Raw genomic sequence first — 25,612 nt, forward strand, 5'->3', positions numbered from 1 at the left:
AAGGAGTGCCTGACGGTGGAGCTCCGGTATACGAAGGAACAAGAAGAGCTGCAGAAGGCGGTTCGATATTTTGCGGAAACGGAGATTGCCCCTATCGTGCCCAAGATGGAACGGAGTGACGAGTTTCCGATTGCGATTGTGAAGCGAATGGCGAAGCTGGGACTGATGGGGATTCCCGTACCGAAACAATGGGGCGGAGCTGGAGCCGATTTTATATCCTATATCATTGCCATTAACGAGATCTCCAAAGTCAGCGCCGCAGTAGGGGTTATCCTGTCCGTTCACACGTCAGTCGGCACTTTTCCGATTCTGTACTATGGAAATGACGAGCAGCGGATGAAATATGTCCGCAAACTGGCTGCAGGGGAAGGTTTAGGCGCTTTCGCGTTAACGGAGCCTCATGCCGGATCGGATGCAGCCTCGTTACGAACGTCAGCCATAATCGAAGGGGACCACTATATATTGAACGGGTCGAAAATATTCATTACGAATGCCGGAGCTGCAGATATCTATGTCACATTTGCTGTTACAGACTCTACAAGAGGACCGGGCGGAATTACCGCGTTTATTATAGAAAGTAATACACCGGGTTTGCGAATCGGAAGAAAGGAAAAGAAAATGGGCCTTCATGGGTCTAATACTTGCGAATTGAGTTTTGATCAGCTGAAAATTCCGGTTACGCAGAGACTGGGTGAAGAAGGCGAAGGCTTCTCGATTGCTAAAGGTTCTCTAGACGGCGGCCGAATCGGCATTGGGGCTCAAGCACTCGGGATTGCTCAAGCAGCGCTGCATATGCTGGAAAGCCGATTGAACCCGCGTACGGCCAGAACCCTGAAACTTCGCGGCAAGCTGCTGCCGCATCACGCACGTCTTGCTGAATTGACTTCCCGGGTGGAAGCGGCGAGGCTGCTTGTCTATCGTGCCGCCTTTCTGCGGCAGGAAGGTCTGCCCTGTACCAAGGAGGCTTCTATAGCAAAAATGTTTGCGTCCGATACTGCGGTTGAGGTGGCCGGAGCAGCGGTTCATTTGTTCGGAACGGAAGGGTGTACGAAGGAGCTTTCGGTAGAACGGCTGTTTCGCGATGCCAAGGTAACTCAAATTTATGAAGGAACGAATGAAATTCACCGGATTGTGATTGGGAGCCAGTTGCTCAAATAAGTGATTCCAATATAAAAGGCGGTGGCAGAATGGCTGATTCTCCCGGATGGCGTCTGCGTCAGGCGCTTAGAGTCGAGAAGCCTCTGCAGGTAGCGGGTGCAATTAATGCTTATACAGCCATGATGGCGGAGCGGGTAGGCTTTCGCGCTTTGTACGTATCAGGAGCCGGAGTTGCGAATGCTTCCTTCGGACTGCCTGACCTCGGGATTACAACGTTAAACGATTGTCTAGAGGAGGTTCACCGAATATCGGGCGTGACGGAGCTGCCGCTGCTCGTTGATGCCGATACGGGGTTTGGTGGAGCCTTTCAAATCGCGCGCATGATCAGGCAGATGAGCCGCGCAGGCGCAGCCGGCGTTCACATTGAGGATCAGGTGATGGCCAAAAGATGCGGGCATCGGCCGAATAAAGCGATTGTCAGTAAAGGGGAAATGGTTGATCGGATTAAAGCAGCGGCAGACGCAAGGGAGGATTCTCATTTTGTCATTATGGCCCGCACCGATGCGTTAGCAGTCGAGGGTTTGGAGGCTGCGATTGAAAGGGCATGCGCTTGCGTTGAAGCGGGTGCAGATATGATTTTTCCGGAAGCCTTAACCAGTCTCGAAGATTACAGAAGATTTGCCGATGCGGTGAATGTACCGGTGCTGGCGAACATAACCGAATTCGGGAAAACGCCTTTATTTACGCTTGAGGAGCTCAGAAATGCGGACGTAAGCCTGGCGCTTTATCCTTTATCGGCTTTCCGGGCTATGTGTGCGGCTGCCTTGCAGGTTTACCAGACGATCCGGCTGGAAGGAACGCAAAAAAACGTTGTCGGGCTCATGCAGACCCGGGAGGAGCTTTATGATTTTCTTCAGTATCACGGCTATGAACAAAAGCTTGATCAGCTGTTCGGAGCAGAGGGGGGAGATTCGTAAATGGCGGGTAAAAAAACCGGCGGGCTTGCCGAAGTTATTGCCGGGCAAACGGCGATTTCCACGGTAGGCAAGGAAGGCAAAGGCCTGACTTACCGCGGCTACTCTATTGATGATCTGGCTCAATTCGGTTCTTTCGAAGAAACAGCTTATTTGCTCATATACGGGAAACTGCCGAGTCAAACAGAATTGAACCAATATAAGCAAAAGCTTTCGGGTTTAAGAAAGCTGCCGGACGGCTTACGGACGATACTGGAGCAGCTATCCGGAAGTACACATCCGATGGACATTTTGCGTACCGGCATTTCTGCCTTTTCTGCGTTCGAACCGGAAGCTTTAGACCGTGATCAATATGATATTGCCGATAGATTATTAGCAAGCTGTGCCTCTATCTTATTGTACTGGCATCATTATCATACGAGCGGAACAAGGATAGATACGGAGACGGATAGTGAAAGTATTGCAGGACATTTTCTGGAGCTGCTGCATGGGCGGAAGCCAAGCGGGCTTCATGAGAAGGCGCTTGACGTTTCCCTCATTTTATATGCGGAGCATGAGTTCAATGCATCTACGTTTGCGGCCCGCGTTACGGCGTCCACGCTCTCCGACTTTTATTCGGCCATTACGACCGGGATAGGCACGCTGCGCGGACCACTGCACGGCGGAGCGAACGAAGCGGCTATGGAGCTGATCGAGGCTTTTGAAGGTCCAAATGAAGCGGAGAACGGGATTTTGCAAATGCTGGCACAGAAAAAATTGATCATGGGCTTTGGCCATCGGGTCTATTCGGTTTCCGATCCGAGATCCGACATCATTAAGAAGTGGTCGAGAACACTTTCTGAAGCAGCCGGCGAAATGAAGCTCTATGACATTTCCGAGCGAATTGAGCAAATCATGCTGCGGGAGAAAAAGCTGTTTGCGAACTTGGATTTTTACAGTGCGTCGGCCTATCGGTTACTGGGGATTCCGACTCCTTTGTTTACGCCCATATTCGTCATTTCACGAACAAGCGGGTGGGCAGCGCATATCATCGAGCAGCGTGCCGGCAACCGGCTGATTCGGCCGAATGCCGATTACTCCGGTCCCGATCTAAAGTCTTGGCCTGCAATCAGAAGCCGTTCCTGACAATGAAGGGAGGTAGTTACATTGTCCACCCACATCAGCAACGTCCGGCCGGATCCCGACCAAGTTCTTGTAGATATATCCGAATACGTTGCGGATTATACGATCGAGAGCCCGGAGGCTTATGAGACGGCAAGGTTCTGCTTGATGGATACGCTGGGCTGCGGCCTGCTTGCGCTTCGCTATCCTGAATGCACCAAGCTTCTCGGGCCGGTCGTGCCGGGTACGATTGTTCCTGACGGCGCAAGGGTGCCCGGCACTTCGTTTCAGACGGATCCGGTAACAGCAGCTTTCAATATAGGCTGTATGATTCGCTGGCTTGATTATAACGATACTTGGCTTGCCTCAGAGTGGGGACATCCGTCCGACAATTTGGGAGGTATTCTTGCTACAGCTGACTATATAAGCAGAAAAAACAGCAAAGAAGGCAAATCGCCATTTACAATGAGGGATTTGTTGACCGCCATGATCAAAGCACATGAAATCCAAGGGGTCATCGCGCTCGAAAACAGTTTTAATCGTGTAGGACTCGATCATGTCATTCTGGTGAAGGTCGCTTCAACGGCAGTTGTAACAGCATTGCTTGGCGGCACAAAGGAAGAAATCATTCATGCCGTATCCAATGCCTGGATTGACGGTCATCCGCTTCGTACCTACCGGCATTCGCCTAATACGGGTTCGCGGAAGTCATGGGCTGCAGGCGATGCGACGAGCCGTGCCGTTCGGCTCTCACTAATGGCGGTAAGGGGGGAAATGGGTTATCCTTCCGCTTTAACGACGCCGGCATGGGGGTTTTATGACGTCTTATTTAAAGGCAAGCCTTTGATCTTCAAGCGTCGTTTAGAAGCCTATGTCATGGAAAATGTGCTGTTTAAAATATCGTATCCGGCGGAATTCCATGGCCAAACGGCTGTCGAATGTGCGATGCTGCTTCACCCTAGAATCAAAGACAGGCTGGACGATATCGATAAAATCGTACTCACGACGCACGAGTCCGCCTTACGTATCATCGACAAGACGGGGCCGCTTCATAATCCGGCCGATCGTGACCACTGTCTTCAATACATGGTGGCAATCGGACTCCTCTTCGGCACGCTGACTGCCGATCATTACGAAGATGCGGCCGCGCAGGATCCGCGGATCGATAACTTGCGGCAAAGGATGATTGCCGTTGAAGAGAATAGATATTCGCATGACTACCTCGATGAAAATAAACGTTCGATCGCAAATAGCATCCAAGTGTTTTTCAAGGACGGGACCGTAACGGATAAAGTGGAAGTCGAGTATCCTATTGGGCATCGGAGAAGACGCAATGAGGCCATTCCTCTTCTGGAACAAAAATTCGAGTCGAATCTTAGGAGCCGGTTTCCAGATAAGCAAGTGAAGGCCATATTGAAACTTTGCCGTGATCAGGAAGTGCTGGAGCGGACTTCGGTTCATCAATTCGTGGATCTGTTTATCATTTAAGCTTCGGCCAAAGGTGGGGATTACCGTGACGATTCATAAAATCCCGAGGCATCATCAGCTAGGTTTAACGGATGAGCAGGCATTGGAGATGTATGAGTACATGCTGTTAGCCAGAAGGTTTGACGAACGCGCCATCCTGCTGCAGCGCGCAGGGAAAATCGTTTTTCATGTCTCCGGAATCGGCCAGGAAACCGCACAGGTAGCCGCCGCTTTTGCAATGAAGAAGCAGCATGACTACTTCTTGCCTTATTATCGTGACTACGGATTCGTATTAGCGCTCGGAATGACAACAAAAGAATTAATGCTTTCTCTCTTCTCCAAAGCGGAAGACCCGAACAGCGGGGGAAGGCAAATGAGCGCACATTTCGGATCCAAAAAACACCACATTGTAACGGGTTCAAGCCCTGTGGCTACTCAGGTGCCTCACGCGGTGGGGCTCGCCTTATCCTTTAAAATGAAAAAGCAGGATCGAATTGCTTTTGTCACCTTCGGTGAAGGGTCAAGCAACCAAGGCGATGTGCACGAGGCGTTTAATTTTGCCGGTGTTTATCGTTTGCCGGTTATTTTCATGTGCGAGAACAATCAATATGCCATTTCGATTCCTGCCCATAAACAGGTAGCCGGCAAAGTTGCCGACCGTGCTGCCGGATATGGATTTCCCGGAATCCGCGTGGATGGTAACGACGCCCTTGAGGTCTATCGAGTTGTTAAAGAGGCGAAGGAGCGCGCCCTTCGAGGCGAGGGACCGACCTTGATCGAAGCGATGCTGTACCGGATATCGCCGCACTCCACGGCTGATGATGATATGGTTTACCGGTCCAAGGAAGAGGTCGAATTGCATAAGAAAAAAGACGGCATCAAGCAGTATCGGCAATATTTGTTCGAGTGCGGCTTACTAAGCGAAGAGAAGGAACGTTTGTTAAACGAGAAGATCATGTTGCAAATGAACGAATCGACCAGCTATGCGGAACAAGCTGATTATCCGGAGCCGGAAGATACGCTGCTTCATGTTTATGACAGCCATACGGGGCATCCATCTAATCATAAGATTCCGAATGAAGCCGACTTAAACCGGGAAAAGAAAGTACGCTTACACTCTTATGCAGCAGGAAAGGATATCCCTATTCAAGACGAGAGACCGATTTCTGAAGCCAACATGTCTCAAGTTGAGCCTGGAGTACAGCAGGGCTGGATGGCGGTTGAAGCAGACGTCAGCAATCTCGTCAGATTGCATGAAAAGCTCAAGGAAGGATTTTGGCAATCTGAAAGCGTCCAATTGACTTTAGTGCCTTTTTTCTTAAAAGCAGTCGTGAATAGCATCAAAGAGTTCCCAATGATGAATGCCTTATGGGCATCGCATAACATTATGATCAAACACGAAGTACACCTTTCACTTACTGTCAATTCGGGGGATTCATTCCTTACATCGATAATTAAACATGCTGACAGCAAAAGCATCGCAGGATTTGCATTCGAGCTTGAGGCTATAGCAAAAAAAGCTACTGGCGCTAATCCATTACGTTCAAATAAGCCCGATGGAACATTTACTGTTAAAGTCTCTGGTGCTACAGGTTCAGTCATCTCTTATCCCATGATTCAGCAGCCGCAATTAGCCAGCTTATCCTTTGAGTCGATTATGCAAAAGCCCGTAATGATAAACGATATGTTAGCGAACCGCGCTATGATTAACCTTTGCTTGTCATATGACCAACGAATTTTAGATGAAACGATCTGCAGTAAATTTCTAAAATGTATAAAGGCAAATGTGGAAGAATATGATTTAGAAACTCTCATTTATTGAGAACAAATTACTAGACGGTGAAAATATTGCGGTTTGCGCAACCGCGAGTTATTCCTTCTGAATTCACATAAATTTTGCATCATTTTTGTAACTTATTTATCTCTGCGTACGTTATAATCTATTAGTAAGCTTAATTAAATTCACCACTCAGAAGGAGCGTTAGCGCGATGAAAAAATATACAATAGCTGCCGTTGTTTTGACAGCTTGTTTAACTGCTCTTAGTTTTGCGCTGGCGGGTGAACGTGAATATGTACCGGTAGCCAAAACGGCCGGCTTGCAAACCGTCTATATCGAAAGTGTCGAGCAACGGGATCATCAATATAGGTTATCCGTAGACCAAGTTGAATGGTACGAAGGAGAGGAAGCGACCCGTATGTTCCTCGAGAGGGAGGGCGATGCGGAGATGGAAGGTCCTCCTGACGGATATTACGTTATAAATGATGACTCTACATTGAAGACCATGCCTATTGATGACGATGCGGTAGTGCTTATGCAAATTTATAACCGGACGGGAAATATTGCTGAAGCAGATATTGTTTGGGATGAGCAGATTACCGTCGAAAAGTTTATTGAACTTATAAACCTGGAGGATGACTTGCAGCTGAAAAACTTCCCTTATCACCTGACGGTGAAAGACGGGGAAATTGTTCGCATCGTTCAGCAGTATGTTCCTTAGGTTACTTAGTGTAAATTTGTATTAACGAAATGTTATAATGATGCCGAAGTTAAAAATAGGCAAGCAAATTAGTGAAACAGGAGAGTGGCAGTTTTGTTTTTGCATTTTCTGCAGAGGAAAGAACATAAAGAAGCGTTTTTGGAATTAGCGTATGTTGTCGCGAAAGCTGACGGCTTCGTAAACCGCAAGGAGAGCGGATATTTAAGGTCTTATATGGATGAGATGGAGATGCAGGAATCGGACTATACGTTTACTTCAGAAAGGGAACTCTCTGCTATTATCGGTGACCTGAAGGACGAACAGGTTAAGAACATCTTTTTTGCAGAAATCCTGCTGTTGATTTTCGCCGACGGCGATTATAATGATGAGGAGAAACAAATCGCGAGAGATCTGAAAAGGATATTTGGATTTTCGGATAGAACCTATGAAACGCTAAAAAATTGGGTCATTCGTATGGATCAACTTAAAATCGAGGGTATAAAGCTTATTTTGGACCCGTCATAAGATGTAAGGAGCACCTAGTTAATAGGTGCTCCTTTCTTTTAAATTAGCAATGTTTTTTCCAGTAGCCGTTGGTGTCGTTTTTACGCTTCTTTTTAACGATAAAAATTTTTTTAACTACAACAGCAACCAATTTCTTTTTGAAAGTCATTCCAATCACCTCCTATTCTATTACTTAGTTTATTTTATTCAAAATTGATAGATTTGATTGGATGGATGACGGAATTTTAATATGAGAATCTAAATGTGTTCAGATCTCAACCAGACGGAAATTATCCGCGTTGCAAGAGCAAATAGCCTGAAACAGCTGTTGTTTTCTTGCTTACTACAACAACGAAGCCATTCTTTTTAAGACACTTTATTGCCGGGAAAAGAAGCGCATTGGGAGTTAATTTACTTCCACAAGGCTTAGCGCTTCCAATTACGCGGAGGGCGGTAATCCTCGGAGGTGAGCCAGGTTCAAGAGGGTTTCTTATCCAAGAAACTAATACTAAATCCGGTTGCAGCGGAATACCAAAACCAGCCAAATCTATCACCTCACTTTCAAAAAAGTCTCTTTATATTAAATGCAGATAGATACCACATTGTTATATGTAAGATGCCTTTTTTCAAGGACGTGAATTAAAACGCAAAAGACCCATGGAATGGGCCTTTTGCGGAGGTTTTTATGGAGGAATTCATGCAAGCCGTATACAATTGATCACCGATAGATTTCGGCCTTTAATATCTCCCGAAGCCCATACAACTGCAAGCAATGATCACCAATAAAATGAAGAGCACCAGGATTGTACCCGTGTTCGTGAAAGCCCCGCCAACATAACCGGACATTATTACTACACCTCCTTGTATATGGAGTACACTGTATGTTATGCAAGGCTGTTGTAACATGATTGGGTGTTTGTCTTAAAGACATTTGAATAATGGCATTTGCCTAATTGGAATAAAAAGGGAAACTGAGTACCGATGTATGAACATTGGGATATACGGAATAATAAGCAAAAATCAAGAAAGTGAGTGATCATGGACACCATGAAAAAAACATTTGTATGGATTGCAATCCTTTTGATTGTTGCAACGGGATGTGCGAACAACCCAAATAATAATCAGATGGGACAACAGAATGTTAGGGACAATAATCGCGGACCTCAAATGCTGGGTGATCAAAACAATGGGGATGATTGGAATAACGGCCGAGTAGGGGGTGCAGATAATCGGAGACCTGGTCGCGACGGAGTCGGGACATTGGACAATCGCATAGAAATTGCTGACAAAGCTGCAGAAACGATTACAAAATTAAAAGGCGTAAATCAGGCTAACGTGCTTGTTACCCGGCGTAATGCTTATGTTGCAGCTGTCCTTGATAACGATCAACAAAAATTAACGAAGAATATTGAAGACCAGATTGCCAATCAGGTGAGAAAAGTGGATCCAAATATTCAAAACGTATATGTATCCACTAATCCGGAATTTGTAGAACGTATTAACGGGTATGTCGGTGACATTCAAGAAGGAAGACCAGTTACAGGATTCATGGAGCAGTTAAATGAGATCGCAGCTAGAATATTTCCTAATGCAAGATAATTAAAAACGGTTGTCCAGCACCGATAAAGAGCCTTGCCCGACTGATGAGAGTCTGGGAAGGTTCTTTTTTTTCGAATATTTGATTATCTTTAAGATGTATAAGAAAACCGCTGTCATCGGACAACGGCGATTTAACAGAGCTGTCCATTCCGTAAAAACGGCTGCGTCGCCACCTACGTGAGTATAGGAAGAGATACAATAATTTCGCTGTGGAGGTGCTGTATCATGGGTATTTTGAGATCAGTAGAAAACGTCAAATGGACAGCTGGCCAAATTTATCGCTACATGCTGCAGGATCATACAGGCAATTGGGGCATGGATATTAATCATTGGGACTGGGTGCCTGGCGTTGGCATCATTGCTATGCTATCTTATTATGAACGCACCGGAGAAGCGAAAGTGATGGATGACCTGATTGGATGGACACGAAAAAATTTTTACCAAGCGGAGAAAGTTAAAGTCATTAATGCGATGGCGCCATATGCTGTTTTTCCTGCGCTCTATGAGCATTCGCATGACTTTGTTTATTTGGAAACAGCTGAAAGCATTGGCAACTGGATGCTAACGGAAGCGCCTCGCACCAGGGAGGGGGCATTCGAGCATACGGTTACAGAGAACGTACAATTCCCGGAGCAGGTTTGGGCAGACACCATTTTTATGGCAGTGCTGTTTCTAGCGAGACTCGCCCGACTGACCGGAAATGTTTCCTATGCGAAGGAAGCCGTCCGCCAATTAGAACTTCATTTAGATTTGCTTCAGGATAAAGAAACGGGGGTACTCTTTCACGGATGGAACAGCGCTGCCCGCAACCATCTGTCAGCTGCCCGTTGGACTCGGGCCAATGCTTGGATAGCAGTAGCCACCCCCATGATTGTTAAAGAGTTGGATGGATTAGTTGCCGTGCCGGAGGAAACGCTCGATCGCTATCAAACGTTGATGCGAAGCCTCACTCGATTCCAACAAGCCGACGGTTTATGGTCAACCGTGCTGGATCAGCCTACGTTTTACGCGGAAACGTCGGGTAGTGCCGGTATTGCTTGCGGCATCGTGAAGGCTGTACGCCAAGGATTGCTGGAAACAGCTTTCCTGGAAGCCGCGTATAGGGCAGTAGACGCTGTTATCCTGAAGGTAACGCCTGGCGGTGAGGTCACCGGCGTTTCTGGAGGCACACCGATCATGCCGTCGATTGAGGCCTATAATGAGATACCTTGTCATCCGTCACTCTTCGGGCAGGGTCTTGTGCTCATGCTGCTGGCTGAGATTTGGGACGGTTCCAATGGAGCATAAGAATGGAAACTCTGGCAAGATAGTTGAAATAAAAAAAGCTTGGCGCTGCCGCCAAGCTTTTTTATTCATATGTAAGGAAAGTTCAAGAGCTATACTTTTTCCCGCAATCTCCCCCCTTTATTCCTGCCGTCCACTGTATACCACCCAGGATATGCTGCATTAATAATGGCTCTGAGTAGCATTCTTTCGTAGCATAGTTACCGAAATACAACATATATATGAACTATTTTGCGGATTGCGCAGCGGTAATTCGAAAGGAAGTGATAACCATAAGAATATACATCGCAAATGATGGTCATACCTTGAGGTATATAGCAGGACAAAATCAGGTCGATGTCACGGAACTCCTTTCGCTGAATCCAAACATTCAGGATCCTGATCAGAATATTGGAGGCATACCCTTAAAGCTGCCGCCTTTAGTCAAATCGGGTATGAAACCAAAGATTGTTCCTCCCGTTTGTCCGCCTGATCCTCCAACGGGCTATTTGGATCAATGGATTCCGCTTACTCCGTTAGAGCAGATGGAGCAGACCGAGTATGATGTTCTGATCATCGGCACCGGAGCAGGAGGTAGTGCCGTCCTTTGGAGGCTATGCGAACAGCTCGGCGCAAGCGGCAAACGGATCGGTATCATTGATGCGGGCGATCTGTTGTTGCCAATGCATGCACAGAACATCCCTACGCTCGATTTAGAGCGATTTAGACAATTATTTACGAATCCAAAAATTTCGATACCAATTGGCAAGCGGATTCCTGACTTTCCTGCTGCAACCCTGCTGCACGCGCTTGGGGGAAGAACGTTGTTTTGGTCCGGCGTCTCTCCCCGGATGCATGAATCCGTGCTGAGGAAGTGGCCAGTCACATTAAAAGAGATGAGTTATTACTATAATGTCGCAGAAGAGATTATGAACATTACACGGGATTACACCAAGGGTTCATCGGTCACGGAAGTTCTTGTGAAGCGGCTTCGGGAAGGCGGTTTTACCGAAGCGTCGGGTTTACCTATGGCGGTTGATTTAGAGACTACAAAATATGGACGAATCCATTCCAATGTATTTTACAGCGCCATGAATTTATTTGCTTATTCCTTAAATCAAAGTTCCTTTGATTTGGCTGTGAATGCCCGCGCAGTAAAGGTACTCCACGAAAAGGGGAGAGTTGTTGGCGTAGAAGTGATGAATCCGAACAAGAAATCGTTTTTTCTCAAAGCCAAGAACGTGGTCGTATCGGCAGGGGCTCTTGAAACCCCGCAGATTTTGCTTAATTCCGGGATACAAGGAGGAGCAATCGGTCATTTTCTCACCAATCATTCTTTTATAATGGCGCATGGAGTATTGAACAGAGCGGATTTTTCGGAGCTTTTAGGAACTCTGGGCATTTTAATCCCTCAGACGGATGCACAGCCTCTACAAATTCAACTCTATGGACCTGGAGATTATTTTTGGTACAGTTATGAGGAAGAGCCATTGCATAAGGAATTGGGTGTACGTTTTGAAGGTTTTGGTATTGTTGAATCGCGCTATGAAAATCAAGTGTATTTGAATCCGAATCTACGTAATGAATACGGAGTTCCGAAAATTCAAATCAATTTCTCCTATAGCGAGAAGGATAAAGAAATCATTCAAAAAGTAGCGCAGACGGTAAAACAAGTATCCGAAATTATCAAAGCGCCTTTAATCTCAAACGGGGGGAAGGCTGAGATCTGTCTAATGCCTCCAGGCCAAGATAATCATGTATCGGGAACTTGCCGAATGAGCGATGACAGCTGCGATGGGGGAACGAACCGCTATGGCGAGGTATTTTGCATGGCCGGATTATTCGTGGCCGATAATAGTGTTCTACCTCCAATTGGAGCCTCCAATCCGACATTAACGACGATAGCCCTTGCCATACGTACTGCAGATTACATTATCACGAAACTATGAAGAGTCTATCCTATAGGGAACGACTCTTCATTTTGAGCTGCATAACAATCAGGATACGATTTCTTTCGGTTTTTTAGCTGGACTCTTACGTTTGCTTTTAGGAGCGGCAGGCGGTGTTTTAGCGGCTTCAAGGCTCGCTTGAAGAGCGGCCATAAGGTCAATTACATTAGTACGGCCAGCAGCAGGAGCTGCAATGATGTCTACACTTTCGCCAGCAATTTTATGCTGGATTGCCTCAAGCATCGCAATGCGGTAATCATCGGTATATTTCTCAGGGTCAAATGTTTCGGATAGCTGCTCAATCAACATCTTTGCCATTTGCAGTTCTTTTTCATTTACATTTACTTGATCCGGTAGATTAGGTACATGCGCTATGGAGCGAATTTCATCGGGATAATGCATCGTCTCCATGCAAAGGCAATTACCTACAACTCGAATGGCAGCCAGGCTGCTCTTACTTCGAATAGATATTTTGGCAATACCGATCTTCCCGGTTTGTTTGATAGCCTCAAGCAACAGGCTGTAGGCTCCGGCTCCGGCCATATCCGGCGATAAATAATAGGCTTTTTGATAATACAAAGGATCGATATCCGTTAAATCAACAAAATCGAGAATCTGTATGACTCTTGCCGATTCCGGTTTTAATGCTTCCAATTCTTCTTCATTAAAAAGAACAAACTTTCCTTTCTCATATTCAAAGCCTTTGGCTATTTCATCCAGACCAACTTCTTTGTCACAATGTAAACAAGTACGTTTATTTGAAATAGGAGTCCCACAGTCCTTGTGTATACTCCGGAAGTGGACGTCTTTGTCTTCTGTTGCCGTAAACATTTTCACTGGTACATGGACAAGCCCGAAGCTGATCGCACCTTTCCAAACGGTATGCATCATCACACGCTCCTTTTTAGTTTAATTTCTACTGTAAGAGATCAAATTATTCTTTTGTATAAGCACATAAAAAAGATCACCCTCACGTTGCCTTTGTAGGCAAGGTGAGGGTGACTGCTGATTAAGCGGCTTTTACGTATTTCATTTGGGTAGGTTGATTAGAATTTTTTTGCAGCGTCTTTTGCCTTCTCAATAGCTTTTGCTTTAATGGCGTCTGCGTTATCCGGAGCAGCGGCCATGCCTTCAACAAAGATTCCTTCAAAGGAGGGAACGCCATGGAATTGCATGATTTTCGCAAGATAGCTGTGTCCACTTTCAAAACCGGCAGCAGGACCTTCGGAGTAGACTCCGCCGCTTGCTTGGATATGAAGGGCTTTTTTGCCTTGCAGCAAACCTACAGGACCATTTTCGGTGTATTTGAACGTCTTACCCGCAATAGAAACGGCATCAATGTAAGCCTTCAAAACCGGAGGGAAAGAGAAGTTCCACATTGGAGAAACAAAGACGTATTTGTCAGCCGCCACGTATTGCTCCACGATTTCATTCAAGCGACCCACTTTCGACTTTTCAGAATCGGATAGTTGATCGAAAGAAGAACCTGATCTAAGTTTTCCCCAACCGCTGAATACGTCGGCATCAATTTGGGGGATTTCCGATGCATACAAATCCACGGGAATAACTTCATCCGACGGATTTGCTTCACGGTACGCCTCAATAAATTCTTTCCCTACAGCCATACTAAACGAAGTCTGGTGATCATGAGGATGAGCAGTGATATACAATACAGTTGACATGTTTAAAAACTTCCCTTCTTATCTAACATTTTTAGTTGCACATTCATTATAACTTATTTATTGCTTATTTCAAATATTAATTTACTTACTTTTAATTATCAAAGTTTTCCGCCTGTGAACAAGTCGTAATCATAAATAGCTATCGGAGCTCCAACTTGTTAGGTTAATCTTCCTCAATGAATATTAACCTTTTATTGATAAATTATTCAGCGGTTTTTCAGCGCAGCCTCATGATTCCTTCAAGTGCACAATATATACTCGATCGTTTTGAGGATCCGATCAGTATGGCCATTGGCGCTCCAGGATAAGCAGCACCATCAACGTCTGTTTGAGAGCTATGTGGAAAGCGGGTAAAGAGCCGAGGTGTCATTGTGACATTTCGGCTTTTTTGCCTGAATCCAACATTGAGTTGTATCCTCTTAACGCTTATAATATAACGAGAATAATTTATAGAAAAGGTGTCATTCATGAGCATATTAAACGTAGAACGACTAAGTCACGGCTTTGGAGACCGCGCGATCTTCAACGACGTATCCTTCCGCCTGCTTAAAGGCGAGCACATTGGACTCATCGGCGCCAACGGCGAGGGCAAGTCCACCTTCATGAACATCATTACAGGCAAGCTCCAGCCGGATGACGGCAAGGTCGAATGGTCCAAACGCATGCGCGTCGGCTACCTCGATCAGCATGCGGTTCTGAGCAAAGGGTTAACGATCCGCGATGTCCTGAAGGGTGCCTTCCAATACCTGTTCGATATGGAACAAGAGATGAACGATATGTATGGCAGGATGGGCGATGTAACTCCGGAGGAGCTTGAACAGCTGCTTGAGGATGTCGGAACGATTCAGGATACTTTGACGAATCAAGATTTTTACTTGATTGATGCCAAAATCGAAGAGACCGCCCGCGGATTGGGGCTTACCGATATTGGACTGGATAAGGACGTTAACGATCTTAGCGGCGGACAGCGGACGAAGGTATTGTTGGCAAAACTGCTGCTCGAAAAGCCGGACATTCTGCTCCTCGACGAGCCTACGAACTATCTCGATGAGCAGCATATCGAGTGGTTGAAGCGCTATCTGCAGGAGTATGAGAATGCATTTATTTTAATTTCACACGACATCCCTTTTCTTAATAGCGTTATTAATCTGATCTACCATATGGAGAATCAAGAGTTGAACCGCTATGTTGGAGATTACGAATACTTCCAGCAGGTCCACGAAATGAAAAAACAGCAGCTTGAATCAGCCTATAAGCGCCAACAGCAGGAAATTGCGGATTTAAAAGATTTCGTAGCACGTAACAAGGCGAGCGTCGCGACGCGAAACATGGCGATGTCAAGACAAAAGAAGCTCGATAAGATGGATGTCATCGAGCTGGCTAAAGAGAAACCGAAGCCGCAGTTCAATTTCAAGGATGGAAGAACCTCCGGCAAGCTGATATTCGAGACCAAGGAGCTCGTTATTGGATATGACAGCCCCTTATCCAGGCCACTCGATCTCCGTATGGAACGGGGCCAGAAAATAGCGCTTGTAGGTGCGAACGGGATCGGTAAAACGACGCTGCTGCGGAGTATTTTAGGAGAGATTCAGGCTATTTCCGGAACTGTGCAGCGTGGAGAAAACCTTAGCATCGGTTATTTCCAGCAAGAGATGAAGGAGACGAATTACAACACGTGCATCGAGGAAGTTTGGAAGGAATTCCCATCCTTCTCGCAGTTCGAGGTGCGTGCGGCGCTTGCCAAGTGCGGGCTCACGACCAAACATATTGAGAGCAAAATTGCCGTGCTAAGCGGCGGTGAGAAGGCAAAGGTGCGCCTATGCAAGCTGATCAACAGTGAAACGAACCTGCTGGTCCTTGATGAGCCGACCAACCACTTGGATGTGGACGCTAAGGATGAGCTTAAGCGCGCCCTTAAGGCGTATAAAGGCAGCATTTTGCTTATTTCCCACGAACCGGAATTTTATCGCGATGTCGTGACGGATACATGGAATTGTGAATCCTGGACAACGAAGGTATTTTAAACTGGGAGCCACCGTATAATGCTTTACACAAAGAAGACCTTCGGGTCTTCTTTTTTGTGACGTATGAGATTTAGGCTTCTGTTGGAGGCAGTTGTCCCGCGAGATGAAAATATTCTTCCGCTGTGCTACAATACTAGGATTGAATCGGCAATCATTTGGGGAGGTTTATTTAATCACCATGCTCATTATCGGTATCGCAGGCGGCACCGGCTCCGGCAAAACAACGGTGGCCCGTTCCGTCATTGACCGCCAGGGATCGGACAAAGTGACGTTCATATCCCAGGATAACTACTACAAGGATCATTCACATCTCAACAAGGCTGAACGCGAATCGATCAACTATGATCATCCGCTTGCCTTTGACAACGAACTGCTAATTGAGCATCTGGGATGTCTAAAAGGTGGCCAAATCGCGCAGGCTCCGGTATATGACTTCTCGGTTCATGCCCGTTCCACTAACAAAACGGTTGAGCTAAAACCTAACAATATCGTCATTCTAGAAGGCCTGCATGTGCTGTCCGACGAAAAGCTGCGGGAGCTTCTCGACATTAAGGTGTTCGTCGATACCGACCCCGATGTGCGCATACTCCGCAGGGTGCTGCGGGATATCGAGGAACGCGGCCGGACCATTCAGTCAATCCATGATCAATATTTGAATACGGTAAAGCCGATGCACGAGGCTTTCATTGAGCCGTCCAAAAAATACGCTCACCTGATCATCCCTGAAGGCGGGCATAATGAAGTCGGCATACAACTGCTGTCCATATTGACTGAGAAATATTTAACGGGAGACCAATCTGGGATGGGTTAAAGAAACTTAGCCCGTGCTGAGTTTTCGTATGTAGCTGCTTTCTGACTACGGGATCGTCCCACTGCGCGGATAAGCCGGCCGGGAGGGCCGTTTGACTTTGTCGGCCAATGCACGAGTAGTAGGCACCGCCGTCACTCCGAATGAGCTGCTGATTGAATAACAAATAGGGCATCGTCAAAGGTATAGTTTTCAACCTTTTGACGATGCCCTTTATTGTCGGTGCAACGCCAGCGACTCTGTTCGCTATGCGGCAACCTACTCCGTGAACCGGTCCGCTACGGCGCTTGCACCATATGAGTACGGTTTGATCCTAGCTTCGTATCCAACTGAAGTTACCCAGCCTTTAATTTCATGGATAAGCACTTTCGTATCTCCTTGCTGTCCGATATCAATGTGAATTTCAAGCGGCCATTTGACCGTCAGATCGGACAACCCCATGCGGTTTAATAAATCGACCAGCTCCAGACTCAGTTCGGTTTCCCGATAGATACGCTGGCGCAGATCAAAGAGAGGCCGGATTTTGGACTTCCGGTAAAAAAATCTCGCCCCCCGGCCGGTCCGATGAATGATAAGCGCAGATACCATCATGGTATACTGTCTGGTCGTATGGGAATCAGTACCGATTACTATCTTATATTGGGATTCCGGGGATTGCTCCACAAATAGTTTTAACTGCTGCACGACATCCTCCAAGGACAACACCCCTTGTGTGGGGCTCACGAATTTCATTTCATCACATCCTTTACGGAATTCTAACCGTTTATAATAATTATATCTGATAATTTGAAATTGTTTTAATTTTCTTATTATTAATATATGCGATAAGAACTATACGGACATAGGAAACGATTGAATAATAAGAATGGGTAAAGTTACATATAAAGTGAATATTACCTTGATTATCAAGAGGTGAGCGAATACTCTGAAAACAAATAGGGTGCGCTCTTGTCTGAACATTCATCATTATTGCTATGCAAACAAGAATTTCCGCAGAAGTATATTTACTTTTGCTGTTCTCTTGAAAGAAGAATTTTGAACAATGGAAAGGAACGACCTGAACAGCGACCGGCTGAAGTATATGCAACAAGCATATTTGGATGACACGAAGAACCAAGGTACGATTGGCTGTTTCTTGGTGGCGTGCAATTGTATCAGGGGAGTGGTATACAAAGTAGTAATTAGTTAGGACTTCAACAAAATTTTGTGGTATCGGAGGACAAGAACATATATCCATTATAAGTCGCATAACTGCGGCTTTTTCATTTAGATGGATATATGTTTTTGTCCTTTGTTCAAGTCAATCATTTACCCTACCTGTCATTGATGACGCCTTTTAACAATTTAATGAATTCTTGCGCAGCTGCGGAGAAACGTTGGTTTTTGGCACGGACCCAGCCGAACTGAAGGACGAGACTATTGTTCTCGATCTCCAGCGGGATGATGTCGCCGGATTTGACGAAAGGATCCTGTTTGACTGAGAAATCCGGATAAAAACCGACGGCGACTCCTTCAGCAATTATTTTTTTGGCAGCTTCCGTATACCCGAGCGTTAGCAGAACGTTTAACTCATCCGTTTGAAGCATTTTTTTGAGGTATTCCTCTTGTCTAGATCCACCTTTAAGGGTGATGAGAGGTTGTTTAGCGATCACTTCAGATGAGATTGGATTACGTAAAGGCAGGGAAGAGTTTTTCCCTACATAGGCCATATAAGTTCCTGTTATCAAGTGAAAAAACTCAATTTTCTTATCCAAAATATCATTAGGGAGACGCGAGACGAGACCGATGTCCACCCGGTTCGACAAAACTTCCTGCAAGATTTGGGATGTCCCTTCCTCGTTGACCTCGATCCGGACATTGGGGTATTTCTTCTTATAAGCAGAAAGCACATCGCTTAGATAAGCATTACAAATACTCGGAATGGAAGCGATTTGGAGATTGCCGCTAATGACATTGGTCTCGGCGCGAACTTCGTCGTACATTTCACCGACAATATTGAGAATGTTTTGGGCCTTTATGTAGAAAGAATGGCCGATTGGAGTTAAACGAATACCGGTTCTGGATCGCTCGAATAGCTTAACGTTCAAATTATGCTCCAGATTGCTGATCGCTTGACTGATACTGGGCTGGGCGATATGAAGGTTTTGAGCTGCTAATGAAAAAGAGCCGAATTTGGCGACCTCCACGAAATATTGCAGCTGCTCGGTTCTCACTGCCTGACCATCTCCTTCACTTTATATAGGAAATAACTATATTTATATTCATAACACGTATTTTACATAAGAATATCCTATATGTAAAATGAAAAATGTAAAAAGAAACCGCTTCCAATTCTTCGGAGAAATACATGCATCATTGATCGAAATACCGACGATAGATTATGACAAATTTGAGGAAAACAAAAAGGTGGGTTGCTGGATGGGACCGCTCTCAGGGATTAAGGTTGTTGAAATTGCACATTGGCTGGTAGCTCCTTATTGCACAAATATGTTGTCTGACTTGGGCGCGGAAGTCATTAAAATTGAGCCGTTGTCCGGCGATCAGGTTCGAAGTTCGGGCAGTTACTTCAAGGACGGGGAGAGTTATTTGTTTGCGGCTTATAACCATGGAAAGCGTTCTATTTCCTTGAATCTGAAAGACCCGGAGGGCTTGATAATCGCTCATGACTTATGCCGTACTGCAGACGTTATTGTCGAGAACTACCGGCCGGGTACTTGCGACAAATTAGGTGTCGGTTACGAACAGATCAAAGAAATAAATCCGAACGTGATCTACTGCTCCATCTCCGCTTTCGGAGAAACGCAGGGATATGCGCATCTTCCTGGAATGGACCCCATCCTGCAAGGAATGGGAGCAGTGATGAGTGTAACGGGTGAAGCGGGAGGAGACCCGCTGCTCGTCGGAGTCCCGGTTGCCGACACATCGACAGCCTATCTTGCTTTCGGCGCCATCTGCGCGGCTCTTCTGGAGCGGGAAAGGAGCGGAACGGGACAAAGAGTGCTGCTGAACCTCATCGACTCCATGGTATTTAACTTGTCAACGCGCTTTGGACAGTACACCGCGTCCGGACAATCTCCCTTACCGATGGGCAATCAGCATGCGGAGGTTGTACCTTATCAAGCTTTTCCTACAAAGGACGGATGGCTGATGGCAGGGGCTCAATCCGATCAGGCATGGCTTGTTTTTTGCAAAGCGATCGGCAGCCCCGAATTGGCGGAGCATGAAGATTTTCAGTCCAATCAACTTCGATTGAAGAACCGTGAGCGGCTCAGTGAACAATTGAATCTTATTTTCTCCAATAAAACCACGAAGGAATGGTGTTCCATTCTGTCGGAGAACAGCGTTCTGCACGGTCCGATATGGAATGTGGAACAGCTTGTGGACAGCGATCTGATACGGGACCATCATATGATTGTCAATGTTGAACATCCTGTTTTTGGAACTCTGCCAGTGTTGCGAACACCGATCCGATACTCGCAGAGCGAGGTGGAGGTACAAAGTCCGCCCCCGTTATTGGGGGAGCATACAGTTGATATTCTTCAGCAGTTGGGTTATGGCTATGACGTAATTGAAAAACTGACTAAGAACAAGATTGTCTATGCGCATACTGCTATCCATGCAGGGCATCGTGTCTCGGGACTAACTGGGGGCGGAAAACCATGAATCTGCCAGGAGAAGTCGTCATAAAAGAGGTTGGTCCAAGAGACGGGTTGCAGAATGAGAAGCTGCTTGTTCCGACGGAACATAAAATTTCCTGGATCAACCAATTGTCATCGACAGGGTTAACCTATATCGAATTTTCGGCCTTTGTGAGCCCGAAATGGATTCCGGCCTTGGCCGATGCCGCAGCAGTAGCAAAGGGGATCGATCACGTTCAAGGCGTTACTTATGCAGCGCTTGTCCCTAATCAACGTGGGCTTGAAAGGGCACTTGAAGCAAGTGTAGACGAAGTTTCCGTCTTTTTATCCGCGAGTGAGACGCACAACCGCAAGAACATCAATAAATCGATTGACGAGACCTTTCAAGTGCTCGCCGATGTGGCAAGCGGGGCGAAGACTGCCGGAAAGACAGTACGCGGTTATGTATCTACCGTATTCGGCTGCCCGTTCGAAGGGAACATAAAGCTTGAAGAGGTGATTCGGGTGATAGAGTCGTTACTGGAAATCGGAATCAGCGAGGTTTCGCTGGGAGATACGATCGGAGTCGCCAACCCAAGGCAAGTGGCAGAAACCCTTGACGTCCTGCTGAAACGATATCCATCCGAGAGTCTTGCCCTTCACTTTCACGATACCGGAGGTATGGCTCTTGCGAATATTCTTGTTGCGTTAGAGATGGGGATTAAGACATTCGATGCATCCGTAGGGGGACTTGGAGGATGCCCGTATGCTCCGGGGGCTGCAGGAAACGTTGCTACAGATGATTTGATAAATATGCTGCATGCCATGGATATTCATACCGGCGTTGATGCCCCTAAACTGATCTCGTCGGCACGATTCATTCAAGAAAAATTAGGGAAGAAGCTCACAAGCCGAAAGCTTCAGGCTTGCCAGACATGAATGGCATCCCAAAGGAGATCCATATGAATCCCGTCCAAAAATTCATGGAGCAGCTTCAACAGGGGCTTCCATCCGCCACGGATGAATTCAACCGGGAAGAAAGCTTTCTGATCGAGATGAGAGATGGCGTTCTGCTAAAGACCAGTATGTATTTTCCAGCAGGAACAGGACCATGGCCCGTTATTGTTATCAGGAATCCCTATGCTGCCATCCTCCCAATATTGGCGGCGGCGGCCTCACTATGGACTCAATACGGTTATGCCGTAGTCTTACAGGACTGCCGGGGTACAGGGGATTCAGCCGGTAACTGGACACCATTTTTGAACGAAAGAAACGACGGTCTGGATACGATTCAGTGGATCATGAAGCAGAGTTGGATGAATGGGAATATCGGCACATACGGCCATTCCTACCTGAGCGCTGTTCAATGGGTGATGGCGGACCGGCTGCCGAATGAAGTGAAGGCGATGGTACTGTCGGGGTTCACGACCGAACGATACAGACAGCATTATATGAACGGAATGTTCAGGCATGACGTCTATACCGGCTGGGCAATCGAAAATTCCGGCGTAAAAAACATATCTACGGAGGGACTTTTCCAGCAAGCTGTACATATTCGTCCTCACATCGAGATGGATGAGCAGATATTTGGTCAAAAGCTTGCTTGGTATAGAGATTGGATTACGAATGTTAGTCCCGTTGACGATTATTGGAGCGCCGGTTTCTGGTCTGATTTAAAAGAAATTCCGAAAAACATCCACACGCCGATTTTGATGATAGACGGATGGTTCGACCAGCATCTGGACGGTATGGTTCGCGATTATCATAAACTCCCGGAGGAAACAAGGAGAAGAAGCCGGTTCTTTATTGGCCCATGGCTGCCATTAGATAAGTAAACGGGAAATTGCGAATGAGCACAAAAAACGCCTACACAGGCGGAGTAATACAAGAGCGCTTCACAAAAATAACGGAAATAACGGAAAGGAACCGGCCTGAAGACCGGTTCCTTTTGTCCTTAAGCAGCGCCTCCAAAGGACGGCGAAGCCGTTTACGCTTGGTCCAACGACAAGATCTTTACACCGTAAGGAGCGATGTTCAGATCCCCCGCGGCGAGGCGTTTACCTTCCAACATATCTTCAGTCTCCCGCAAAAGAAGGGCTTTGACCGGTTTGTCGGAGTAGTTCAATAAAAAGGCATAGCGGCGATTTTGTTTCACCCGGATGGCAACCTCGACCTGAGGAGGCAGTTCCGACCAGCCTGTTGTAGCAGGCTTCAGTCCAAGGCGACGGATCAAAGCGTCCGCTACTTCGCGGCTGAATGCGGCCCCGTAATAATAGGCTTCTCCGGTACCATAAGGATTTCGGGTAAGAGCCGGTTTTCCCGCATAGTAGTCTCCGTCGAACAAGGCTAGCGTTTCCACATTGTCGTTCACCGGGCGGAGGATGTCATTGAACAGGCTTGCTGGCGTCCCGGCTTCTTCCCCGCCATCGACCCATCTAATGTTCGGTGTAGCAGCCTTGTCAACAATAAGAGTAAAGTCTTCCACCGTCACTCCGCATAGATCCGCGACTGGACCAGGGAATGGCGTCATTCGGCAATGTCCCCGCTTATCCTTGTAACCCGTGCGGGCTCCGAAAATAACCTTGCCGCCTCCCGCTGCATACTGCTTCAGGAGCTCCGCCGTTTCATCCGACATAATTGTTGGATGCGGGTAGACCAGAACCTTGTAATGAACGAGGTCATCCAGGCGAGTCTTGTCCTTCAAATTCAAATAATCGAATGGAATATGGCTGAGCTGGAGGGCCTTATTCCACCCGTATATGCTTTCAATCGTGAGAGGGCCGTGCCATACGTCGAATTCCCCGTCCCATTCGTTGTCATAATCGTGCAAGATGGCGACTTCCGCAGCATAACGAGACCCGACAATAGCTTCACCGATTCGTCCCAATTCACGGCTAACGGTTTCTGCCTCTGCTACCCTCCGGTTAGGCTGGTTATGGTAGTCGTTGATCCCATGCCAGTAAATCTCGGTGCCGAAGGTTGCCGTTCTCCATCTGAAATACAAGATCATATCCGCCCCGTGAGCAACAGATTGGAAGGTCCACAATCTCATTTGTCCCGGCTTTGGCGAAGGTTGTTGCAGTTTGTTCACCCAACCGCCCGGGCCTGATTGCTGCTCCATGATGCAGAAATTGGGGGAGATCGAGCGAACCTTGGTCAGATGGTTGGAAGAGATACGGTCCATGAGCGGATTCTCTCGATCGGCATCATTCCAAAGGGTAGCGAAGTTTGGGTACGAATCATAGGAATAAAAATCCAGAAGCTCTTCAGTCATAGTATGGTTATCCAGATGAGCAAACATGCCGTTGGTTGTGATCCACTGCTTCGGCGCTAGTTTTCGCAATATCTCTGACTGTATGCGGGCAAAGGAAATGATGTTATCCGAAATAAACCGCTTTTCATCCAGAGTTTGATGAGGGTTAGGGGCGCCGCCCGGCGTAGGGCGAGGCAAATGAACCTGCTCCCAATCCGAGTAGCTTTGGTTCCAGAAGACGGCTCCCCATGCCTGATTCAATGCGTCGAGCGAGCCGTATTTCTCCTGCAGCCAAGTCCTAAACGCCACATGGTCTGCATTGGAGTAAAATGAATTAACCTCGCAGTTAAACTCATTGTCGATCTGCCAGCCTACTATTCCGGGATGGTTCGCATAATGCTTAGCCATAGCCTCGGTAATTTTTGCGCAATAGTCGCGATACACCGGGCTGCTGTAATTGTAGTGCCGTCTCATCCCGTGATTGAACTGCTTGCCTTCAAATGAAGCATTAAGAATTTCGGGGTACTTGTAGGTCATCCAGGCGGGCGGCGTAGCCGTCGGAGTTCCGAGAATAACCTGAAGTCCGTGCTTGTAAGCAAGGTCTATGGCACGGTCGAACAAATCAAAAGCGAATACCCCTTCCTCAGGTTCGAAAAAATTCCATGCAAATTCACCCATGCGCACAGTTGTAAAGCCTATTTCTTTCATCCTGCTGTAATCGTCAGCCCACATATGCTCCGGCCACTGCTCGGGATAGTAGCACACCCCCAGATGAAATTGCTCCCCCGCAATCGTTTTGTTCACGATTAAAGTCATCCCCTTATCCTATAGGTATAATAATTTTTTGTTGTATAAAGGCCTGTATACAATAATTATAGTGCTTTATACTATATAGTAAATAACATCATTTTGTTTATCATATTAGATTTTTGCGTTTTTGGAGGGGCCATGAGAATCCATTATGTGTTGCCGGAACCGATGTACAAGCACTACACGGGGTACCCGGATATGATCGGTCTGTATTCCGAATTTCCCGAGCATCAGGAGCAGCGGTCTAAGGGACAGCTGCAACAAGCGAATTTGCATCTGGTGTTAAACGGAAAAGGATATGTAAAAGATAACGGAAAGGAATACAGTTTGGAAGCAGGACAGGGCTTCTATTACGGGCCGGGACTAGAGCAGGAGTATCGTACAGATCCGAAGGAGCCTTGGGAAGTATTCTGGGTGCACATAGCAGGCGAGGGAGTGGACAGGCTGTTGAACGGCCGGGGAACTTCTTCTGTTTGGATGTTTGCATATGGCGATTTGCTAAAGCTCAAACGGCTAACCGGGGGGTTACTCGAGCTGGCTTCCCCCTATGAAAGGAACGAGGTGCAATTGGCGGTAAAGCTCTATGAACTGCTTGCTGAGCTTGTGCTAAGTGCGGAGAGTCTTGGAACAGCGACTACGTTGGATAAGCGTGCTCGGATGAGAGAGGCTGCGGAATACATCCGAACCCACTGTACAGAGCCGCTGACGCTCCTTCAGATTGCCGAGCAGGCAAGCTTCAGTACCTATTATTTTAGCCGGATGTTCCACGAAGTGATGGGGCGTACTCCAATGGAATGGCTGTTTGAATGCCGTCTTGTTGTAGCCAAACAGCTGCTCATGTCTACCGGATGGACGATTAAGCAAGTAGCAGAGACTTCCGGCTTTTCCCAAAGCAGTTACTTTATCGCACGCTTCCGGGAACATACCGGACTGACACCGCAGGAATATCGACGTTTGTACAACCCGTGACCAATTTTCACTCCTA

The 25,612-nt window shown here is 46.8% G+C and carries 22 protein-coding genes and 1 pseudogene; 17 read left to right on the top strand and 6 right to left on the bottom strand.

All coding sequences use genetic code 11. The features are described from left to right. Positions 1-15: 15 nt before the first annotated feature. The 8 genes and pseudogenes from DFP97_RS23450 (at position 16) to DFP97_RS23480 (ending at position 7,643) form a co-directional block, all read left to right on the top strand. Entirely contained in the window at positions 16-1,158 is a 1,143-nt protein-coding gene (locus DFP97_RS23450; RefSeq protein WP_114382885.1) for an acyl-CoA dehydrogenase family protein, read from the top strand. Between the two features lie 29 nt (positions 1,159-1,187). Next, complete coding sequence (gene prpB, locus DFP97_RS23455; RefSeq protein ID WP_114382887.1) at positions 1,188-2,075, top strand: methylisocitrate lyase; 888 nt, start codon at positions 1,188-1,190, stop codon at positions 2,073-2,075. Then, on the top strand, positions 2,076-3,197 hold the full coding sequence (gene prpC / locus DFP97_RS23460; protein WP_114382889.1) for a bifunctional 2-methylcitrate synthase/citrate synthase: 1,122 nt from the start codon (positions 2,076-2,078) through the stop codon (positions 3,195-3,197). 21 nt (positions 3,198-3,218) lie between these two features. Then, positions 3,219-4,661, top strand: a complete 1,443-nt coding sequence (locus DFP97_RS23465) for a bifunctional 2-methylcitrate dehydratase/aconitate hydratase (RefSeq protein ID WP_114382891.1) — start codon at positions 3,219-3,221, stop codon at positions 4,659-4,661. A 13-nt stretch (positions 4,662-4,674) separates the two neighbouring features. Then, a pseudogene (locus DFP97_RS31715) lies at positions 4,675-5,691 on the top strand (thiamine pyrophosphate-dependent dehydrogenase E1 component subunit alpha); the annotation flags it as partial. A gap of 93 nt (positions 5,692-5,784) precedes the next feature. Further along, positions 5,785-6,462 (top strand): 2-oxo acid dehydrogenase subunit E2, encoded by a 678-nt coding sequence (locus DFP97_RS31720; RefSeq protein ID WP_281271009.1) that lies wholly within the window; start codon positions 5,785-5,787, stop codon positions 6,460-6,462. 167 nt (positions 6,463-6,629) lie between these two features. Beyond that, positions 6,630-7,139 carry a hypothetical protein gene (locus DFP97_RS23475; RefSeq protein WP_114382893.1) on the top strand — a complete coding sequence of 170 codons (510 nt, stop codon included), beginning with the start codon at positions 6,630-6,632 and terminating at the stop codon, positions 7,137-7,139. A 93-nt stretch (positions 7,140-7,232) separates the two neighbouring features. Continuing rightward, positions 7,233-7,643, top strand: a complete 411-nt coding sequence (locus tag DFP97_RS23480) for a tellurite resistance TerB family protein (RefSeq protein ID WP_114382894.1) — start codon at positions 7,233-7,235, stop codon at positions 7,641-7,643. Between the two features lie 717 nt (positions 7,644-8,360). On the opposite strand, the gene yjcZ is transcribed toward DFP97_RS23480, so the two are convergent. After that, a complete protein-coding gene (gene yjcZ / locus DFP97_RS31725; RefSeq protein ID WP_114382899.1) occupies positions 8,361-8,468 on the bottom strand; it encodes a sporulation protein YjcZ in 108 nt (35 codons plus the stop codon). A 192-nt stretch (positions 8,469-8,660) separates the two neighbouring features. Between yjcZ and DFP97_RS23495 the strand changes: the two genes are divergently transcribed. The 3 genes from DFP97_RS23495 to DFP97_RS23505 all read left to right on the top strand — a co-directional run bounded on the left by DFP97_RS23495 (position 8,661) and on the right by DFP97_RS23505 (position 12,433). Further along, complete coding sequence (locus DFP97_RS23495; RefSeq protein ID WP_114382901.1) at positions 8,661-9,221, top strand: YhcN/YlaJ family sporulation lipoprotein; 561 nt, start codon at positions 8,661-8,663, stop codon at positions 9,219-9,221. Positions 9,222-9,446: 225 nt separating this feature from the next. Next, on the top strand, positions 9,447-10,508 hold the full coding sequence (locus DFP97_RS23500) for a glycoside hydrolase family 88/105 protein (protein ID WP_114382903.1): 1,062 nt from the start codon (positions 9,447-9,449) through the stop codon (positions 10,506-10,508). 302 nt (positions 10,509-10,810) lie between these two features. After that, complete coding sequence (locus DFP97_RS23505) at positions 10,811-12,433, top strand: GMC oxidoreductase (RefSeq protein ID WP_245976563.1); 1,623 nt, start codon at positions 10,811-10,813, stop codon at positions 12,431-12,433. Between the two features lie 48 nt (positions 12,434-12,481). Here the strand turns inward: DFP97_RS23505 and ku are convergent, their stop codons facing one another. Next, positions 12,482-13,321 (bottom strand): non-homologous end joining protein Ku, encoded by an 840-nt coding sequence (gene ku / locus DFP97_RS23510; protein WP_114382905.1) that lies wholly within the window; start codon positions 13,319-13,321, stop codon positions 12,482-12,484. Between the two features lie 158 nt (positions 13,322-13,479). Next, positions 13,480-14,115, bottom strand: coding sequence for an FMN-dependent NADH-azoreductase (locus DFP97_RS23515; protein WP_114382907.1), 636 nt, complete (start codon positions 14,113-14,115; stop codon positions 13,480-13,482). A 467-nt stretch (positions 14,116-14,582) separates the two neighbouring features. Here DFP97_RS23515 and DFP97_RS23520 point away from each other — a divergent pair, with 467 nt between their 5' ends. Then, positions 14,583-16,139, top strand: a complete 1,557-nt coding sequence (locus DFP97_RS23520) for an ABC-F family ATP-binding cassette domain-containing protein (protein ID WP_114382909.1) — start codon at positions 14,583-14,585, stop codon at positions 16,137-16,139. Between the two features lie 178 nt (positions 16,140-16,317). Further along, on the top strand, positions 16,318-16,950 hold the full coding sequence (gene udk / locus DFP97_RS23525) for a uridine kinase (protein ID WP_114382911.1): 633 nt from the start codon (positions 16,318-16,320) through the stop codon (positions 16,948-16,950). Between the two features lie 255 nt (positions 16,951-17,205). On the opposite strand, the gene DFP97_RS23530 is transcribed toward udk, so the two are convergent. Both DFP97_RS23530 and DFP97_RS23535 read right to left on the bottom strand, forming a co-directional pair. Then, the gene (locus tag DFP97_RS23530) at positions 17,206-17,679 is read right to left on the bottom strand and encodes a ribonuclease H-like YkuK family protein (protein ID WP_114382913.1); all 474 of its coding nucleotides are present in this window, start codon (positions 17,677-17,679) and stop codon (positions 17,206-17,208) included. Between the two features lie 581 nt (positions 17,680-18,260). Then, positions 18,261-19,160, bottom strand: a complete 900-nt coding sequence (locus DFP97_RS23535; RefSeq protein ID WP_114382915.1) for a LysR family transcriptional regulator — start codon at positions 19,158-19,160, stop codon at positions 18,261-18,263. Between the two features lie 205 nt (positions 19,161-19,365). Between DFP97_RS23535 and DFP97_RS23540 the strand changes: the two genes are divergently transcribed. From DFP97_RS23540 to DFP97_RS23550, 3 genes are read left to right on the top strand one after another with little or no spacing between them, the layout of a single operon-like run. Further along, positions 19,366-20,610 carry a CaiB/BaiF CoA transferase family protein gene (locus tag DFP97_RS23540; protein ID WP_114382917.1) on the top strand — a complete coding sequence of 415 codons (1,245 nt, stop codon included), beginning with the start codon at positions 19,366-19,368 and terminating at the stop codon, positions 20,608-20,610. Then, positions 20,607-21,503 (top strand): hydroxymethylglutaryl-CoA lyase, encoded by an 897-nt coding sequence (locus tag DFP97_RS23545; RefSeq protein ID WP_114382919.1) that lies wholly within the window; start codon positions 20,607-20,609, stop codon positions 21,501-21,503. Before DFP97_RS23540 ends, DFP97_RS23545 begins: the two co-directional genes overlap by 4 nt. Positions 21,504-21,526: 23 nt before the next feature. Further along, the gene (locus DFP97_RS23550; RefSeq protein ID WP_114382920.1) at positions 21,527-22,399 is read left to right on the top strand and encodes a CocE/NonD family hydrolase; all 873 of its coding nucleotides are present in this window, start codon (positions 21,527-21,529) and stop codon (positions 22,397-22,399) included. Positions 22,400-22,551: 152 nt separating this feature from the next. Here DFP97_RS23550 and DFP97_RS23555 read toward each other — a convergent pair whose 3' ends face one another. Beyond that, complete coding sequence (locus tag DFP97_RS23555; RefSeq protein ID WP_245976564.1) at positions 22,552-24,621, bottom strand: beta-galactosidase; 2,070 nt, start codon at positions 24,619-24,621, stop codon at positions 22,552-22,554. Positions 24,622-24,765: 144 nt separating this feature from the next. On the opposite strand from DFP97_RS23555, the gene DFP97_RS23560 reads away from it, so the two are divergent. Then, complete coding sequence (locus DFP97_RS23560; protein WP_114382924.1) at positions 24,766-25,596, top strand: helix-turn-helix transcriptional regulator; 831 nt, start codon at positions 24,766-24,768, stop codon at positions 25,594-25,596. The last annotated feature ends 16 nt before the right edge of the window (positions 25,597-25,612 follow it).

It is taken from the genome of Paenibacillus prosopidis, assembly GCF_003337375.1.
GTDB classification, from domain to species: Bacteria; Bacillota; Bacilli; order Paenibacillales; family Paenibacillaceae; genus Pristimantibacillus; species Pristimantibacillus prosopidis.

Coding starts and splice junctions, on each gene's coding strand:
- prpB (WP_114382887.1), top strand. CDS start 1,188: ATGGCTGATTCTCCCGGATGGCGTCTGCGTCAGGCGCTTAGAGTCGAG.
- prpC (WP_114382889.1), top strand. CDS start 2,076: ATGGCGGGTAAAAAAACCGGCGGGCTTGCCGAAGTTATTGCCGGGCAA.
- DFP97_RS23475 (WP_114382893.1), top strand. CDS start 6,630: ATGAAAAAATATACAATAGCTGCCGTTGTTTTGACAGCTTGTTTAACT.
- yjcZ (WP_114382899.1), bottom strand. CDS start 8,468: ATGTCCGGTTATGTTGGCGGGGCTTTCACGAACACGGGTACAATCCTG.
- DFP97_RS23495 (WP_114382901.1), top strand. CDS start 8,661: ATGGACACCATGAAAAAAACATTTGTATGGATTGCAATCCTTTTGATT.
- DFP97_RS23500 (WP_114382903.1), top strand. CDS start 9,447: ATGGGTATTTTGAGATCAGTAGAAAACGTCAAATGGACAGCTGGCCAA.
- ku (WP_114382905.1), bottom strand. CDS start 13,321: ATGCATACCGTTTGGAAAGGTGCGATCAGCTTCGGGCTTGTCCATGTA.
- DFP97_RS23515 (WP_114382907.1), bottom strand. CDS start 14,115: ATGTCAACTGTATTGTATATCACTGCTCATCCTCATGATCACCAGACT.
- DFP97_RS23520 (WP_114382909.1), top strand. CDS start 14,583: ATGAGCATATTAAACGTAGAACGACTAAGTCACGGCTTTGGAGACCGC.
- udk (WP_114382911.1), top strand. CDS start 16,318: ATGCTCATTATCGGTATCGCAGGCGGCACCGGCTCCGGCAAAACAACG.
- DFP97_RS23530 (WP_114382913.1), bottom strand. CDS start 17,679: ATGAAATTCGTGAGCCCCACACAAGGGGTGTTGTCCTTGGAGGATGTC.
- DFP97_RS23540 (WP_114382917.1), top strand. CDS start 19,366: ATGGGACCGCTCTCAGGGATTAAGGTTGTTGAAATTGCACATTGGCTG.
- DFP97_RS23545 (WP_114382919.1), top strand. CDS start 20,607: ATGAATCTGCCAGGAGAAGTCGTCATAAAAGAGGTTGGTCCAAGAGAC.
- DFP97_RS23550 (WP_114382920.1), top strand. CDS start 21,527: ATGAATCCCGTCCAAAAATTCATGGAGCAGCTTCAACAGGGGCTTCCA.
- DFP97_RS23560 (WP_114382924.1), top strand. CDS start 24,766: ATGAGAATCCATTATGTGTTGCCGGAACCGATGTACAAGCACTACACG.